15 protein-coding genes are annotated in these 16,487 nt (G+C 47.6%); all 15 read left to right on the top strand.

Annotated elements, in window-relative coordinates:
• Nucleotides 1-10 precede the first annotated feature (10 nt).
• The 15 genes from atpA (at nucleotide 11) to ACWGXJ_RS22795 (ending at nucleotide 16,241) form a co-directional block, all read left to right on the top strand.
• Nucleotides 11-1,525, top strand: a complete 1,515-nt coding sequence (gene atpA / locus ACWGXJ_RS22865) for a F0F1 ATP synthase subunit alpha (RefSeq protein WP_013312325.1) — start codon at nucleotides 11-13, stop codon at nucleotides 1,523-1,525.
• Between the two features lie 218 nt (nucleotides 1,526-1,743).
• Entirely contained in the window at nucleotides 1,744-2,610 is an 867-nt protein-coding gene (gene atpG, locus ACWGXJ_RS22860; protein WP_039271553.1) for an ATP synthase F1 subunit gamma, read from the top strand.
• Nucleotides 2,611-2,730: 120 nt separating this feature from the next.
• Entirely contained in the window at nucleotides 2,731-4,131 is a 1,401-nt protein-coding gene (gene atpD, locus ACWGXJ_RS22855) for a F0F1 ATP synthase subunit beta (RefSeq protein WP_013312323.1), read from the top strand.
• 69 nt (nucleotides 4,132-4,200) lie between these two features.
• Complete coding sequence (locus ACWGXJ_RS22850; RefSeq protein ID WP_013312322.1) at nucleotides 4,201-4,614, top strand: F0F1 ATP synthase subunit epsilon; 414 nt, start codon at nucleotides 4,201-4,203, stop codon at nucleotides 4,612-4,614.
• 345 nt (nucleotides 4,615-4,959) lie between these two features.
• Nucleotides 4,960-5,211 carry a DUF1146 family protein gene (locus ACWGXJ_RS22845; RefSeq protein WP_013373430.1) on the top strand — a complete coding sequence of 84 codons (252 nt, stop codon included), beginning with the start codon at nucleotides 4,960-4,962 and terminating at the stop codon, nucleotides 5,209-5,211.
• Between the two features lie 323 nt (nucleotides 5,212-5,534).
• A complete protein-coding gene (gene murA, locus ACWGXJ_RS22840; protein ID WP_013312320.1) occupies nucleotides 5,535-6,890 on the top strand; it encodes a UDP-N-acetylglucosamine 1-carboxyvinyltransferase in 1,356 nt (451 codons plus the stop codon).
• A 226-nt stretch (nucleotides 6,891-7,116) separates the two neighbouring features.
• Nucleotides 7,117-8,556, top strand: a complete 1,440-nt coding sequence (gene spoIID / locus ACWGXJ_RS22835) for a stage II sporulation protein D (RefSeq protein ID WP_452567645.1) — start codon at nucleotides 7,117-7,119, stop codon at nucleotides 8,554-8,556.
• Between the two features lie 70 nt (nucleotides 8,557-8,626).
• A complete protein-coding gene (locus ACWGXJ_RS22830; RefSeq protein WP_165177735.1) occupies nucleotides 8,627-9,367 on the top strand; it encodes a M23 family metallopeptidase in 741 nt (246 codons plus the stop codon).
• A 201-nt stretch (nucleotides 9,368-9,568) separates the two neighbouring features.
• Nucleotides 9,569-9,856, top strand: coding sequence for a sporulation transcriptional regulator SpoIIID (spoIIID, locus tag ACWGXJ_RS22825; protein WP_007432737.1), 288 nt, complete (start codon nucleotides 9,569-9,571; stop codon nucleotides 9,854-9,856).
• Between the two features lie 170 nt (nucleotides 9,857-10,026).
• Complete coding sequence (gene mreB / locus ACWGXJ_RS22820) at nucleotides 10,027-11,025, top strand: rod shape-determining protein (RefSeq protein ID WP_023990703.1); 999 nt, start codon at nucleotides 10,027-10,029, stop codon at nucleotides 11,023-11,025.
• A 104-nt stretch (nucleotides 11,026-11,129) separates the two neighbouring features.
• On the top strand, nucleotides 11,130-12,014 hold the full coding sequence (locus tag ACWGXJ_RS22815; protein WP_103047410.1) for a flagellar hook-basal body protein: 885 nt from the start codon (nucleotides 11,130-11,132) through the stop codon (nucleotides 12,012-12,014).
• 13 nt (nucleotides 12,015-12,027) lie between these two features.
• Nucleotides 12,028-12,855 (top strand): flagellar hook-basal body protein, encoded by an 828-nt coding sequence (locus ACWGXJ_RS22810; RefSeq protein WP_134902232.1) that lies wholly within the window; start codon nucleotides 12,028-12,030, stop codon nucleotides 12,853-12,855.
• A 10-nt stretch (nucleotides 12,856-12,865) separates the two neighbouring features.
• Nucleotides 12,866-13,078, top strand: coding sequence for a DNA-directed RNA polymerase subunit beta (locus tag ACWGXJ_RS22805; RefSeq protein ID WP_061831651.1), 213 nt, complete (start codon nucleotides 12,866-12,868; stop codon nucleotides 13,076-13,078).
• Between the two features lie 899 nt (nucleotides 13,079-13,977).
• On the top strand, nucleotides 13,978-14,424 hold the full coding sequence (gene fabZ, locus ACWGXJ_RS22800) for a 3-hydroxyacyl-ACP dehydratase FabZ (protein WP_013312312.1): 447 nt from the start codon (nucleotides 13,978-13,980) through the stop codon (nucleotides 14,422-14,424).
• A gap of 98 nt (nucleotides 14,425-14,522) precedes the next feature.
• Complete coding sequence (locus ACWGXJ_RS22795) at nucleotides 14,523-16,241, top strand: phospho-sugar mutase (RefSeq protein ID WP_452567644.1); 1,719 nt, start codon at nucleotides 14,523-14,525, stop codon at nucleotides 16,239-16,241.
• Nucleotides 16,242-16,487: the final 246 nt, after the last annotated feature.

Genomic DNA, 16,487 nt, shown 5'->3' with positions numbered 1-16,487 from the left:
GTGAACACACTTGAGTATCAAACCTGAGGAAATCAGTTCATTGATTAAAAGTCAGATTGAACAATATAAAAATGATATCGAGGTCGTTGAAGTCGGCACTGTTGTTGAAGTCGGCGACGGTATTGCCCGCGTCTACGGACTGGAAAAAGTTATGGCCGGTGAATTGGTTGAATTCGACACTGGCGTATTGGGCTTGGCGCTCAACGTGGAAGAAAGCAATGTCGGTGTTGTTATTTTGGGTCAATTCTCCGACATTCGTGAAGGCGGTCAAGTAAAACGTACAGGTCAGATCATGCAGGTCCCTGTAGGGGAAGCGCTGATCGGACGTGTAGTTAACCCACTGGGACAACCGGTAGACGGTAAAGGACCGATTGCTACAACAGAATTCCGTCCGGTTGAAAGTCAGGCTCCAGGTGTTATGGCCCGTAAATCGGTACATGAGCCTATGCAGACGGGGATTAAAGCTATTGATGCGATGGTTCCGATTGGTCGTGGTCAACGTGAGTTGATCATCGGTGACCGTCAAACAGGTAAAACTTCTATCGCAATCGATGCAATTTTGAACCAAAAAGGCAATGGCATGAAATGTATTTATGTCGCTATTGGTCAAAAACAATCCACGGTAGCTCAAGTTGTTGAAACATTGCGTCGTCACGGTGCGCTGGAATACACGATTGTCGTTACGGCATCTGCTTCCGAACCATCACCATTGCTGTACATTGCTCCTTACTCTGGCTGCGCCATGGGTGAGTATTTCATGTACAAAGGCGAGCATGTCCTTGTTGTTTATGATGACTTGACTAAACAAGCGTCAGCTTACCGGGAATTGTCCCTGTTGCTGCGTCGTCCACCGGGTCGTGAAGCTTATCCGGGTGACGTTTTCTATCTTCACTCTCGCTTGCTGGAACGTGCAGCGAAGCTGAATGATGAGTTGGGCGGCGGATCACTTACCGCATTGCCGTTCATCGAGACACAGGCTTCCGACGTTTCTGCATATATCCCAACTAACGTTATTTCCATCACGGATGGACAGATCTTCCTGGAAGCTGACTTGTTCTATGCAGGGCAACGTCCAGCGATCAACGTAGGTATTTCCGTATCTCGTGTAGGTGGTTCTGCTCAGATTAAAGCGATGAAAAAGGTAGCAGGTTCCCTGCGTCTGGATCTTGCTCAATATCGTGAGCTTCAAGCGTTCTCCCAATTCGGGTCCGACTTGGATAAATCCACAAAAGCCCGTCTGGATCGCGGCGCACGCATGATGGAAATTCTGAAACAGGGCGTTAACCAACCGCTTGCTGTAGAGCAACAAGTAGTGAGCTTGTATACTGCAGTAAAAGGCTTCCTTGATGATATCCCTGTAGCGGATGTAAAACGTTTTGAAAAAGACTTCCTGTCTTTCATGGTGTCTGACCATCAGGACGTGCTTCAATCTATCCGCGACACGAAAGACTTGGTGGCTGATAACGAAGCGGCTTTGAAGGCGGCTATCGAGAAATTCAAAAAATCATTCGCCACGTCGGTTTAATACATTGGAATTGCCTGTTTATGATGAAAGATGTCCTAAGGAAGCGTGCCCTCCGGGTTTTGGCTTCCTTGGCATGTTTTACCCTCTATAACAGGCCCTTTAACATATGTCCGGCTGGATTTGAATCTTACGAAGTGCTTAGACTTGGTCCAAGCTAAGCTAAGGGATTGCTTACGAAGTTAGCTTTGGCTTTGCTAGAGCTTAAAGGTGGTGAAATCATGGCAAAAGGTATGCGCGAGATTAAACGTCAGATTAAAAGTGTGCAGAGTACGAAACAGATCACGAAAGCGATGGAAATGGTCGCTGCATCCAAGCTGAGAAAAGCTCAGGAGAAAGCGGAGTCGGCTCGTCCTTACTCAGAAAAGCTTAAGGAAGTTGTGAGTAGCATTGCTTCTGGAGCGAATAACATCAAGCATCCAATGCTGGAAACGCGTCCGGTTAAAAAGACTGCTTATCTCATCATTACATCTGATCGTGGTCTGGCTGGTGGTTATAACGCCAATATTTTGCGACAGGTTACGCAGACGATTGCTGAACGTCACCGTTCACAGGATGAATTTGTGATTTTCATCATTGGGCGAAAAGGACGGGATTATTTCAGACGTCGTGAATTTCCTATCGCTGAATCGGTAACAGATCTGTCAGATACACCTGCTTTTGCAGATATCAAAACAATTGCAAGCAAGGCTGTACAAGGCTTTGAACTTAAAGAATTTGATGAGCTTTATCTATGCTATAACCGCTTTGTCAACGCATTGACTCAAATTCCAACAGTTGACCGTCTGTTACCAATGGCAACACCGGATTCAGCTACAGCTTCATCCTCAATTAACTATGAGTATGAGCCTTCACCAGAAGGAGTGCTGGAAGTATTGCTGCCGCGTTACGCGGAAACGCTCATTTACGGCGCTTTGCTGGATGGTAAAGCTAGTGAACTGGGAGCGAAGATGACGGCGATGGGATCTGCTACGAAGAATGCTTCCAAGTTAATTGGTGAGCTTTCCTTGACCTATAACCGTGCTCGTCAAGCGGCTATTACCCAGGAAATTACGGAAATCGTTGCAGGGGCAAGCGCTCAGTCTTAATCAGGCTTGTTGCGACTGTTTTATAGCATGTCTACACTATTATGATAAATTGCGGGCGCAAAACAAATCAGAGTGGTTCGGATTTGCGGCTGTGCAAGCTTGTAGGAGGGAAACCAAAAGATGAACAAAGGACGCGTAGTGAGCATCATGGGTCCGGTTGTCGACGTTGAGTTCGAACGTGGACAGCTTCCGGAAATCCTGAATGCCATTCATATTGGGACTGTGCTGGAGAGCGGAGTCAAAATTGACCTGACGCTCGAAGCTTCAAAACATCTAGGTGACAACCGTGTGCGTTGTATTGCCATGTCTTCCACAGATGGTCTGGTTCGTGGAGCTGAAGCCATAGATCTGGGAGCACCTATTTCAGTACCTGTCGGCGAAGCTACTCTTGGACGCGTATTTAACGTACTTGGAACGCCAATTGATAATGGTGCTGATATGAGTGAAACGGCTAGAAATCCGATTCACCGTCAAGCTCCTTCTTTCGATGAGCTGACAACTCAAGCAGAGATGCTCGAAACAGGTATTAAAGTTATCGACTTGCTAGCTCCTTATGCCAAAGGTGGTAAAGTCGGATTGTTTGGTGGTGCTGGTGTAGGTAAAACCGTAACCATTCAAGAATTGATTAACAATATCGCTCAGGAGCATGGTGGTATTTCTGTATTTGCGGGTGTAGGTGAACGCACACGTGAAGGAAATGACTTGTATCATGAAATGAGAGATTCCGGCGTTATCAACAAAACAGCGATGGTGTTCGGACAAATGAACGAGCCTCCGGGTGCACGTTTGCGTGTAGCTCTCACAGGTCTGACGATGGCGGAATACTTCCGTGACCAAGAAGGCCGTGACGTGTTGCTCTTTATTGATAACATTTTCCGCTTTACTCAAGCAGGTTCTGAGGTTTCGGCCCTGTTGGGACGTATGCCTTCAGCAGTAGGTTACCAGCCTACGCTGGCTACTGAGATGGGTCAATTGCAAGAACGGATTACTTCTACTAAAAAAGGTTCTGTTACTTCCATTCAGGCGATCTATGTGCCTGCGGATGACTACACTGACCCGGCTCCTGCTACGACGTTTGCCCATTTGGATGCTACAACGAATCTGGAACGTAAAATTTCCGAAATGGGTATTTACCCGGCGGTTGATCCACTCGCATCAAGCTCCCGTATTTTGGCTCCAGACGTTGTGGGTGAAGAGCATTACAATGTAGCGCAAGGGGTAAAACAAATTTTGGCCCGCTACAATGAGCTTCAGGATATCATTGCGATCCTGGGTATGGATGAGCTGAGTGAAGAAGATAAAATGTTGGTAGCACGTGCACGTAAAATCCAGCGTTTCCTTTCTCAACCTTTCCACGTTGCCGAAGCATTTAACGGCTTCCCAGGTAAATATGTGCCGGTTAAAGAAACTGTACGAAGCTTCAAAGAAATTTTGGAAGGCAAGTATGACCATCTTCCAGAAGCGGCTTTCCTTTTTGTAGGAGCCATCGAAGAAGCAGTTGAAAAAGCTAAAACGTTGTAAACAACAGGCAAAGAATAGCCGAGCCTTACGAAGTGAGCTGTCTGCGGACAGCTTCCAGGAGGGATTCAAGTGAGCACGTATTTACTAGAGATTGTGACGCCGGAGCGCCTGGTCTATACAGAACAGGTAAACAGCATCAGTGTTCGCGGCTCGGAAGGCGATCTTGGGATTTTACCCGGACACCTTCCCTTGGTCACTCCCTTGAAGATTGCACCGATACGCATTAAAATCGGTGGTCAAACCGAAGTGATCGCGGTCAATGGGGGCTTTCTTGAAGTCCGCAAGGATAAAGTGGTCATTTTGGCTGAGAGTGCGGAACGTTCCGAAGAAATTGATGTGGAGCGTGCCCGTGCGGCAAGGGAGCGGGCAGAACTGCGGCTCCAGAGCAAACAGGAACAGATAGATCACCATCGGGCGGAAGTAGCTCTGCAACGGGCGCTTAACCGTTTAAATGCTACAAGCATCAGAACCAATAAGAATTAATATTGATTTTAAGTGGAATTTTAAAAGGGTTCGGCATAGTATACGGATGGAACGACAAGGAGACCACTTCATAACTTCTGCCAAAGAATGTCCGGTAGAAGGTGAGGGAGAACCTTGCTTCCTTCGATCACTGTGATCGGGCCCTTTTTTAGCTGTTATTACCAAATGTACAGTCCTATTTCTTGCCCGGTTGCTAGGTATTTAGTACCTTTTAAATTCACGAAACAGAAGTGATTAATCACATTTTGTCGAAATAAATGTCCTAAATGCAGAAATAGCACTGGCATATTAGGCGTTCGCCGAGTATTATAAAGAAGTCTGTGACGCAGATGGGAGGAATTATGGTTGAACGGGAAACAGCAATTGGCTGAACAGCTAAGTCAATCGGCGAGTATGACCGCGCTGATCTCCATGATCGTGTCGCTTATCTGTATAGCGTTAGCTTGGTGGGCTTTACAGAGCTTGAAGCTGGATTTGTTAATCCGGCAACCCAAAGGACCGCAGGGCAGATTGCTGCACTTGTTTCTTGCTATAATCTTGGGACAGTTGGTTTCTGGGTTCCTGTTGAGCTACATCTCTTGGAGCCAGATGCTCTAGAATTTGTTTTAACATGAAGTAGGCGGGTTATATGACCTTATGACTGTGTCTCTGCGGGAATTGTCGAATAACATCGCGTCATATTGTTAACAATGGTAAACAAAAGGACCATACATGTATAGCTGGCTGAATCAGTTAGAGTACAATGGTCATCAAGTACAAAAAACGCTTGTATACTTGTTTTAATCAGTGGTATGATGGCAGTTAGGGTATTAGTAAAACCTTGTTTTTTTATGTAATGAAAAAGCAAGGCATGAAAATAGCGGAATATGTTCTTTTTTTCCAGAATGGAAAAGGGAAATGACGCGCGGAGGGAACCATAGATGAGCAAATTTATCGTCCGCGGTGGCAACAGATTGACCGGGAGTGTCAAAGTCAGCGGAGCCAAAAACTCAGTTCTGCCGATCATCGCCGCTTCTCTGCTAGGAGAAGAAGGAGAAAGTGTTATTATTGATGCACCTCCTCTAGACGATGTGATGACCATTAACAAAGTGCTGGAGTCCTTAGGAGCAGGCGTTACATACCAAGATGAGGTCATTCGTGTTGACGCGCGGAAGATAATTTCCTGTGAAGCCCCTTACGAGTGGGTTAGGAAAATGCGCGCATCATTCTTGGTTATGGGCCCGCTGCTTACACGTTTGGGACGTACAAGAATCTCGCTTCCAGGCGGATGCGCAATCGGAACGCGACCAATTGATCAGCATTTAAAGGGTTTTGAGGCATTGGGCGCGGAGATTAGCCTGGGCCAAGGTTTTATTGAAGCTAAAAGTAACGGGCGTCTGCGTGGAGCTAAAGTTTATTTGGATGTAGCCAGCGTAGGAGCAACCGAGAATATTATGATGGCCGCTACTCTTGCTGAGGGCGTAACTACCATCGAGAATGCTGCTAAGGAACCTGAGATTGTTGATCTCGCAAATTTCCTGAATGGAATGGGTGCCAAAGTACGCGGTGCGGGCACGGGCGTTATTCGTATTGAAGGCGTCGAGAAGCTGCATGGTGTAAAACATACCGTCATTCCCGACCGGGTAGAAGCAGGTACTTATATGGTTGCTGCTGCGATCACAGGCGGGAACGTATATGTAGAAGGCGCAATATCCGATCATTTGGGACCGGTTATTTCCAAGATGGAAGAAATGGGTGTAACCATTCAACCTGATGAGAACGGAATTCGTGTCATTGCAGATAAGCCGTTAAAGGCCGTTGATGTTAAAACATTGCCTTATCCTGGTTTTCCTACCGATATGCAGTCTCAGATGATGGCACTTCAACTTGCCGCTGAAGGAACGAGCATTATTACGGAAACCGTGTTTGAAAATCGTTTCATGCATGTGGATGAATTTCATCTCATGAATGCCGAAATTAAGGTCGAAGGTCGTTCCGCCATTGTAACTGGTAATGCTAAGCTGACAGGTGCGAAAGTAACCTCTACAGATTTGCGTGCAGGTGCTGCGTTAATTCTGACCGGACTCATTGCGGAAGGTACAACGGAGGTATCCGGCGTACATCACATCGATCGCGGTTACGTTCATTTGGCTGAGAAGCTGACTGGATTGGGAGCGGACATTTACAGAGTGACCGTGGAAGAGTCCAAACTGGATCATTCACCCAGTACAGAGCGCGTAATGCCGGAAGAGACGTCGGGGAATCTGTTTAAGAAAATCCAGCCTTCCCTCGCCTAAGCCTTAACGTATGTAGCTTCATGTTGCATAAGTATATTCTTGAACAATAAGGAACCAAGTCCGAAAGGGCTTGGTTTTTTGTTGTTTACAGTCAGTCTTTTTCATTCTTTCAGTTCTCTTAAAATGGTTCTATCAAAGTGGACGACTTCATATGATTGAAAATATCTGCTGGAGTATATCTGTACTTCCAGCCGGACACTTAGCCCTTTGATGGAGGTTTCAGCCTATGAAAGATTCACAGGTTCGCATCCGTATACCCATTCATCATCCTAAGGAACATTGCCAGGCTTCACTTGCGGAGGAACGCTCTGGCTCTATAGCTACTTCGTTACAGAAAAATAAGCTTATGCAACAGCAGCCGGACACAAGAGGTACATTGCCGACTGGCGTCAAGCTTAATCGGCGTACAACAGCCGTGCCTTCCGCTGTGAACTCCGTTGATACGGCTCTGCCTATCGCTGGAGCAGCGGCCCATGACACACGCGCTGCAACCCCGCTGCAAGTGACGCTGCCGCACCTGCGTCCATCGGCCGGGCGTACCCCGCGCTGGGGCAGCAGACGCCCATGGCTGCCATTCGCTGCCATGGCAGGGGTGCTGGTGCTTGCCATGGCTGTGCCCGCGCTAATGGCGTGGCCTCGCCAGACGGCGCAGCCGTTGCCGCCGAGCAGTCGCACGGTAGCGCCAGCTGCGCCTAGCGTGACGGCAAAGGGCGAGATGCCCGTCACGCGCTTGCCGGGCGTCCCGCCGATACCGGCGGTGCCGGCTGCTCCAGCGCGCAGCGTGCCGGTGGCGGCAGAGCCGGACGTGCGCGTGTACGTCACGTCTACCGGTCGCACGGAGACGTTACCGCTGGAGCAATACATTGTCGGCGTAGTAGCCGCCGAAATGCCGCCCAGCTTCGAGGGCGAGGCACTAAAAGCACAGGCTATTGCCGCGCGTACCTTTATTGCCCGACGTTTGCTGGCTGATGACACTAGCGGTGCGCCGGCGGGAGCAGATGTGACGGATACTGTTAAACATCAGGCTTATATCTCCAAAGCCAAACTTACTAGAGAATGGGGGCGTTCTGGTAAATCCGCAGAGCTGGCTAAAATTCAGCAGGCTGTACGAGACACCAAGGATACGATCATGGTATATGAGGGGAAGCCCATTACCGCTTCTTTTTTTTCTACTAGCAACGGCTATACCGAAAATTCAGAGGATGTATGGGCGAAGCCAGTACCCTATTTACGAAGTGTGTCAAGTCCATGGGACAAGCAGTTGGCCCCGCGTTATACAGATACCGTCACACTGAGCCGTCAGAGTGTGTTCGATAGATTGGGACTGAGTCGTACTGCGATTGCTGCTTCTACTGGAGGAGGGGGTATGCCAGAGATTCGTATACTCTCCAAGACAGAAGGGCATCGCATCAAGAAGATTGAGGTTGGTGGTTCAGTCTTTACAGGGCCGGAAATCCGTAACAGATTGGGGCTGCGTTCGGCTGAGTTTACATGGAAGGCTGAAGGGGATCGGATTGCTATAACAACCTATGGTTATGGCCATGGCGTTGGTATGAGTCAGTGGGGAGCCAATGGAATGGCCAAGGAAGGCCATACTGCCACTCAAATTCTCCTTCACTATTATACTGGCATTTCTTTTGCGCAAGCCTCTCGTATTCTAAGTTAGTAAATATTTCGAAACTTTGAAGTATAAAAGAGTTGCACCCGGTAACACTGGTTACTGAGGTGATGAGCAAATGAATGAACAAAATAAAAACCAGAACCAAAACCATGAAGAAACACCCAAAACCTTTCAGGGTGGAAGAGCTTCACGGCCGTCTTCGTGGAAAAAGCTGTTGTCCAAAAGGTGGGCATACCCGGCAGCCTACATTGCCGCAGCAGCCATTATACTAACCTTAGTGTGGGTCTATCAGGATGCCAGCCAGAAGTCTTTCAAACCTGACCCAGCTAGTCCATCGGTACAAAGCACAAGTGCAGTGGATACCGATGTTAACGGACAACAGCCAGAAAGTGTGGAAGTAGTTGCCCAGTCGGAAAATATCGCATGGCCAGTGGCAGATGCTGGCGCAGTACAAGTCGTAAAGCCGTTCTTTGATGAGAACGCGACCGCTGATGAGCAGGCGGCAGCTATGGTAGAGTACGATAAAACATTTACCGCTAACACTGGAATTGATCTTTCCCGGGCCGATGATCAGGCGTTTGAAGTGAGAGCCGCCCTGAGTGGCAAAGTATCCCGTGTAGAACAACATCCGCTGGTAGGTAATGTCGTAGAAATCACGCATGATAATAATCTCAAAACGGTGTACCAAAGCTTGAGTGATCTGAAAGTAAAAGAAGGCGATCAAGTGAAACAAAACGATGTGATTGCTTCAGCGGGTCGTAACGAGCTTGAGAAGGATTTGAAAACACATCTGCATTTTGAAGTGTATCAGGATGACAAGCCGGTGAATCCAGCAGGTCTGCTTCCTAAAAAATAAATTTGGTCATGGCTTTGCATGCAAAGCGGGGAATCCATATTCCCTGCTTTTTTCTTGTGTAGTTTTTGTGCATAAGGTAAACATAAGCTGCTTTTGCCAAATAAATAGGCCTTCCGAAGCATGTCTTCCCGCCAAACCGCGAATATATAGGCACGCTCCTCATATAATGTACCAAACTATCCACAGTAGGGAGGCGGGAGCGTGCACGATTACATCAAGGAACGGACCATCAAAATCGGTCGCTGTATCGTGGAAACAAGGAATACGGTCCGTACGATTGCCAAGGAATTTGGTGTCTCCAAGAGCACGGTGCATAAAGATCTGACCGAACGGCTGCCTGAAATCAACCCGGATCTTGCCGATCAGGTGAAGCACATTCTCGAATACCATAAATCCATCCGCCATCTGAGGGGAGGAGAAGCGACGAAAATTAAGTACAAAAAAACGAGTGGCAAACGAAGGGAGATTCTCGTTTCCGGCAAGTCCTAAAAATATATAGTGAATTGGCTGGCAAAGCCATTGAATCAACCCCCTGAAGTATGATATGTTAAAAGATGGTACAAGACGAAAAATGACATGTAACCGTAGGTTTATACATATATTTGCCGCTTCTTGTCGAATCTTAGCTTTTAAAATATCACTTTGGGGGCCTTTTTAATATGTTCAGTAATGATATCGGTATCGATCTCGGTACGGCCAACGTGCTTATCCACGTCAAAGGGAAGGGGGTTGTTCTTGACGAACCTTCCGTTGTCGCGATAGAAAGCGATACAAAAAGAGTTCTGGCTGTCGGAGAGGAAGCGCGCCGTATGGTGGGACGTACTCCTGGTAATATCATAGCCATCCGTCCATTACGTGATGGTGTCATCGCCGATTTTGAAGTAACAGAAGCGATGTTAAAATATTTTATCAATCGGGTAGGGGGAAAAAGCTGGTACAGCCACCCTCGTATTCTAATTTGTGCGCCGACGAACATTACCTCAGTGGAGCAAAAAGCGATTCGTGAAGCGGCGGAGCGTAGCGGGGCCAAGGAAGTATTTTTGGAGGAAGAACCAAAAGCGGCTGCCATCGGGGCAGGAATGGATATTTTTGAGCCTAGCGGCAACATGGTAGTGGATATTGGTGGCGGAACGACTGACGTTGCAGTCCTCTCTATGGGGGATGTCGTAACAGCTTCTTCCATTAAAATGGCAGGGGACAAATTTGATACAGCCATCATGAAATATGTAAAAACGAAGTACAAGCTTTTGATCGGGGAACGTACGGCTGAGGATATCAAGATTGCTATCGGAACCGTGCATCCGAGCGGACGGCGTGCAGAAATGGACATCCGTGGACGGGATATGGTATCCGGATTGCCCAAAACGTTAAGTATTTCTGCGGATGAAGTGCAGGATGCGCTTAGAGATCCTGTGTCGGCGATTGTTGCTGCGGCCAAGTTTGTATTGGAGCAGACCCCACCGGAACTGTCAGCTGATATTATTGACCGTGGTGTTATTTTGACTGGTGGCGGTGCCTTGCTTAGCGGATTGGACGAGCTGCTTGCTGAAGAGCTGCGTGTTCCGGTACTAGTTGCCGAAGATCCGATGCATTGTGTCGTTAAAGGTACAGGAATTATGCTGGATAATTTGGATCATGTGGTTAAGAAAAAGTTCTAATCTGCCGATAGTGACTATAAGAGACTCGTGTGCGGTCAGACAGGTTGCCTGCCTCCGCGCGAGCATATGATTTTAGCAGAGTATAGGATTGGGGTGCACCATACATGTTGAGAGGTTTATATACTGCGGCCGCCGGATTGATGACACAACAACGACGCCATGACACCGTGACGCAAAATATTGCTAATATGAATACGACGGGATACAAACAGGAGAACAGTGTTCAGCGTTCTTTCCCCGAAATGCTTATTTCCATGACGGGTGGTAACCCTGATAACCCGGACCGTACGGTCGGCAAGCTCAATACTGGCGTTTTTGCTGAGGAAAGCCTCTCCCCTTACATTCAGGGAGCATTAAAGGATAGTGGACAAGCGACGGATTTTGCGATACAGTCCAATATTAATGTGAACGACCCAGCTACTGGTCAACCTATGGCTTTTGATCAGGCAGGGAAATTCGTCAATGCTAACGGTGAAGTCACCTACCGTCCAGAAGCGTTTTTTTCGGTGCGGGACAGTAATGGTAACGTTCGTTATACACGTGATGGACATTTTCAAGTAAATGGAGCGGGAGCATTGCTTTCATCGACTGGCTCAGCGGTGCTGGATACGAATGGAAAGCCAATTCAATTGACGGGGGCTGTCTCAGCGCTTAAAGTAAATGAGCGAGGCGAATTGGTAGATAGCCAGTCCAACCAGACATTAGGGACGACGCTCGGCATTAGTGTCATTGATCGTCCGTACCAGCTCGTTCGTGAGGGCAATGGGAATTTCCGCCTGAATGATACTGACGGTGCTACAGCTAGAATGATGACCGCTAATGATGCTGTGTCCGTTCGTCAAGGTTATCTGGAGGTATCTAATGTAGATGCTTCACAGTCGATGGTGGATATGATGGCTGCGTTAAGAGCGTATGAGGCGAATCAGAAGGTAATTCAATTTTACGATAAAAGCTTGGACAAGGCCGTTAATGAAGTAGGCCGTGTATAACAGGGGGTAAGTGATGAACAACTCCATGATTGGCGCAATGGTATCTATGGCCAGTGTGCAGCAGCGTTTGGATTTAATTGCCGATAATATTGCTAATATCAATACAGTTGGTTATAAGAGTAAACAGGGTTCCTTTGAAGATGTATTGGCCAATGTGCAGCAACAGCCTTCAACGTATCTCCAAAATGGACGGGCCATGCCGCTCGGCTATAATTTGGGTTACGGAGTTAAAACGGCCGCAATCATGAAAAATATGGAGCAAGGTCCGCTCAAGGAGACGGGACTTCCTACCGATCTGGCGATTCAAGGTAATGCCATGTTTGAAGTCCAGGGAAATGGGCAAAAAGCTTGGACCCGTGACGGTAGCTTTCATTTTGTTCCTGATCCGAATGATAGTGCGACGATGATGTTGACCACTGCTGAAGGTTACTCCGTGCTGGATAACAATGATGTTCCTGTGACTGCTCCAGCGGGTTCCAAGGTGGCTATTAACTCGGATGGCGAATTGCTGATTCGTGCTAATGGAATTGGGGCTCCGACAGTTGGTCAGAGAATCAAACTAATGGATGTACAGCGTCCAGAAGGACTGGAACAGCGGGATGATAACCTGTTCGTGTTGTTGAATGGTGTAACAGAGGCAAATGTATTCGGAGCTGCAGGTGTGGCAGGTGCTGTTCCAGCGGACGTATCTGTGCGTTCCGGTTATCTTGAGGAATCTAATGTGGATTTAGCGGGCGAAATGACGGATATGATGCAAGTTCAGCGGATGTATCAAATGGCGGCACGGGCACTAACTTCTAGCGATACGATGATGAACCTGGCCAACAATCTGAGGGCTTAAGGATTTGGTGATGAAAGAAGAACAATCTGATTCCCGTCCGGTGCCTGAAAAGACGAAGTCCCGCTGGCGTACTGCTCGTTATTTCATAGTTCCGTTGCTGCTCCTGTTATCGCTGTTAGGCGGCTTAATTGCAGGATATGTAATTGTAGGTAAGCAAGGGTTGTCAGGCGTGTTCGAGTGGAAAACCTGGCAGCATGTCATTGATCTTATATTTGCGCCTTAATTTTACTTTAAAAGAGTGGGGTGGCGGGAAAAGACCGCTCCGCGTGCAGATTGTTCTTCCGATTGCTGTTATCCCCAGATTCCTTTTGATTATAAAACATTGGAGGTTTGAATCCGGGGATAAAGGCAAACGCTGCGCTTCTTCAGAACAATTCTGCCCGCTCCGCTGGCTACCCGCCATTACGGCTACTCTTATTAAAATAAACCACCCGCAATTTGTGTGGGGAGTATAGAATAACAAAACCCTGTGCCAGTGGCGCGGGGTTTTGTTATATTTTCACCGCAGAACGCTTCAGTGTAGCACGCATGGATTGTGGCCAATGAAGGCCATCACAGAGGCCTTCGGTTTTCTCTGCCCTTCACGGCAAGCGAGCATTATTGAAGCGAGCTTTCTTTTTGAGCCAAAAGTAACTCGGCGGAGGGGATGGAATCGTTCTGAAGAAGCGATAGCGTTCGCCTTTAACCTCGGATTTTACCCTTGAATTCTTATACATTGAAAAAATCCGAGGTTAACAGCGATCGGAAGAATGATCCATTCCCGCAGCCCGTCCCCCTTGACTCAAATTGAAGCTCCGCTTCACCCCATAATCGGAGCACCCAATATGGTACTTCCGCGTAATTTTCTTTTTGCATCTGATAACTGTATAATGATGGGGAAGTTTATAACACTGCGGGGTAAAACCAAGCACGGGCAAAAGGGCTTCTTCACGCCTCAGGTTGCATTAACCGGCGGAAAAAGCCCCTTATCTCAACCTCCACTTCTGCAGTAGGTGAAGGATATCTAACATTGTTGCCGTTATGAGCTGTTTTTATGCAGCGTAAGCGGGGTAATATTATGCTTGCAGTAACTCATGACTGATACAGAGTCAAACCTGCAAGCGGGAGGAGTTATTAAGGTAAATGGACAAATTGCAATTGGATGTTAATCAAATTCAGGAGATTATCCCACATCGAGCGCCATTTTTATTGGTGGATCGTATTATTGAGCTGGAGGAAGGGAAAAGAGCAGTAGGCATTAAAAATGTAACGATGAATGAGCCTCATTTCATTGGACATTTTCCGGGGTATCCTGTTATGCCTGGTGTGTTGATCACCGAAGCACTGGCTCAAGTTGGGGCTGTCGCATTACTGCACCTAGAGAGCAATCGTGGCAAAATCGGGTTCTTGGCAGGGTTGGATGGTTTCCGTTTCCGTGGGCAGGTGGTTCCTGGGGATACGCTGACGCTTGAAGTGGAAATCACTCGTTCCAAAGGCGCATTTGGCAAAGGGAAAGCTACGGCTAAAGTAGGCGATACGGTAGTAGCTGAGGGCGAAATTATGTTTGCTTTATCTGACCCTCCCCAATAAATAAAGCTCTGCCGACATAAGCACGACGTCTGAACCGAGTGCATGTGTACATAGAAATCCTGTTTTGACAACCCAAAAATGGAGAGGGGAAATTCCGTATGACGCAGTTGAGTAAAAAAGCACTAGAAGGCATTGAGAGCTGGCTGCAAGACCCTTATATTGATGAAGAGACCAAACAGGAGTTGCGCGCATTGGAAGGCAACGAGCAGGAACTGGAGGATCGCTTTTACAAAGAGCTGGAATTTGGTACAGGCGGTCTGCGTGGAGTGATCGGAGCAGGAAGTAACCGAATGAACCGTTACGTCATTGGACGTGCGACTCAAGGGCTGGCTCGCTATATTTTAGAACAGCATGCTGGTAAAGAAGGCAAGCCTTCGGTTGTCATTGCACATGATTCGCGTCATTTTTCACCAGAATTTGCTCTGGATGCAGCTTTGGTGCTGGCGGGCAATGGTATCGTGGCTAAGTTGTTCCCTTCCTTGCGTCCAACGCCACAGCTTTCGTTTAGTGTACGTCATTTGGGAGCCAGTGGAGGGATTGTTGTGACAGCGAGTCACAATCCTCCTGAGTATAATGGATACAAGGTATACAACGATGAAGGGGGTCAGCTTGTTCCAGATCAGGCTGAACAGGTAATTGGTTATATCCGCGAGGTTCCTTCGTTTGCCGACATTCGCAGTCTGACACGTGAGGAAGCAGAGGCACAGGGATTGTTGGTTTGGCTTGGAGAAGAGGAAGATGAAGCGTTTGTAGATACGGTAGCCAGTGTGAGTGTGAACCGTGAGCTGATTGCAGCCGGACCAGGCAAAAACTTCAAAGTTGTGTTTACACCTCTCCATGGCACTGGAAATGTACCGGTTCGTCGTGTGCTGGAGAAAATCGGTTTTGAACAGGTGCATATTGTGCCTGAGCAAGAGTTGCCAGATGCTGAATTTTCGACTGTCAAGTCGCCAAACCCAGAAGAACGTGATGCGTTTAAGCTGGCAATTGTGCTGGGTGAGAAAATTGGTGCAGATCTGTTGATCGGAACAGACCCTGATGCTGACCGTATGGGTGCAGTTGTGAAAAACCGTGATGGCGAATATGTGGTATTGTCCGGTAATCAGTCTGGCGCGATCATGGTTTACTACTTGTTGAATCAACTGAAAGAAACAGGCAAGCTTCCGAATAATGGGGCTGTTATCAAAACCATCGTAACCAGCGAAATGGGTGCAGTCATTGCCGAACATTTTGGAGCAACCGTGTTTAACACGCTAACTGGCTTCAAGTATATTGGCGAGAAAATGAACCAATTTGACCAAACTGGCGAGTACACCTACCTGTTTGGCTATGAAGAGAGCTATGGTTATTTGGCAGGGAATTATGCTCGCGATAAGGATGCTGTCTTGGCGGCTATGCTGATCGCTGAAGCTGCTGCTTATTACAGCACACAAGGTAAGACGCTCTATGATGTTTTACAAGAGCTGTACGAGCAGTTTGGCTACTTCCTTGAGAAGCTGGAGTCTCGTACCCTTAAGGGTAAGGATGGAGTGGCACAAATTCAGGGCAAAATGACCGATTGGCGTAGCAACGCGCCTCAAGAGATTGCAGGCGTGAAGGTAGACAAGGTACTGGACTACTCACAAGGTCTGGACGGACTTCCACAGGAAAATGTACTCAAATTCTTACTGGAGGACGGTTCGTGGTTTTGCCTGCGCCCTTCGGGCACAGAGCCGAAAATCAAAGTATACTTTGCGGTACGCGGTTCCTCGCTGGCAGACGCGGAGCAAAGAATCAGCCATCTGGTCGATGCTGTTATGGCTCGCGTAGACGCTTGAGAAAAATCCCTTTATAATAGAATAGGTTAAGGTAATTGGATAAGATATAGTAATCGGTGACCTCTCACGGCAAAGGGCAGTACGCCGTGGAGGTCATTTCTGTATTGCAGAATAACCTGGAAGAGGCTTTGGGAAAATAGGCTTATTCCGGCAACGGAGGATTTTGCAAAATTCAATGAGTGACCTACCAAAAGGCTGAGTATGGCGAGGTGGGCAGCATTGAATTTTGCAAAATCCCGAATATTA

The organism is Paenibacillus sp. S33 (assembly GCF_053615415.1).
Note: the sequence above shows the minus strand (reverse complement) of the source record. Positions and strands in the feature narration are given on the sequence as shown.

Bases quoted from the DNA above. Each gene is read 5' to 3' on its own strand.
- atpG (WP_039271553.1), top strand. From the start codon at position 1,744: ATGGCAAAAGGTATGCGCGAGATTAAACGTCAGATTAAAAGTGTGCAG.
- atpD (WP_013312323.1), top strand. From the start codon at position 2,731: ATGAACAAAGGACGCGTAGTGAGCATCATGGGTCCGGTTGTCGACGTT.
- murA (WP_013312320.1), top strand. From the start codon at position 5,535: ATGAGCAAATTTATCGTCCGCGGTGGCAACAGATTGACCGGGAGTGTC.
- spoIID (WP_452567645.1), top strand. From the start codon at position 7,117: ATGAAAGATTCACAGGTTCGCATCCGTATACCCATTCATCATCCTAAG.
- ACWGXJ_RS22830 (WP_165177735.1), top strand. From the start codon at position 8,627: ATGAATGAACAAAATAAAAACCAGAACCAAAACCATGAAGAAACACCC.
- mreB (WP_023990703.1), top strand. From the start codon at position 10,027: ATGTTCAGTAATGATATCGGTATCGATCTCGGTACGGCCAACGTGCTT.
- ACWGXJ_RS22815 (WP_103047410.1), top strand. From the start codon at position 11,130: ATGTTGAGAGGTTTATATACTGCGGCCGCCGGATTGATGACACAACAA.
- ACWGXJ_RS22810 (WP_134902232.1), top strand. From the start codon at position 12,028: ATGAACAACTCCATGATTGGCGCAATGGTATCTATGGCCAGTGTGCAG.
- ACWGXJ_RS22805 (WP_061831651.1), top strand. From the start codon at position 12,866: ATGAAAGAAGAACAATCTGATTCCCGTCCGGTGCCTGAAAAGACGAAG.
- fabZ (WP_013312312.1), top strand. From the start codon at position 13,978: ATGGACAAATTGCAATTGGATGTTAATCAAATTCAGGAGATTATCCCA.
- ACWGXJ_RS22795 (WP_452567644.1), top strand. From the start codon at position 14,523: ATGACGCAGTTGAGTAAAAAAGCACTAGAAGGCATTGAGAGCTGGCTG.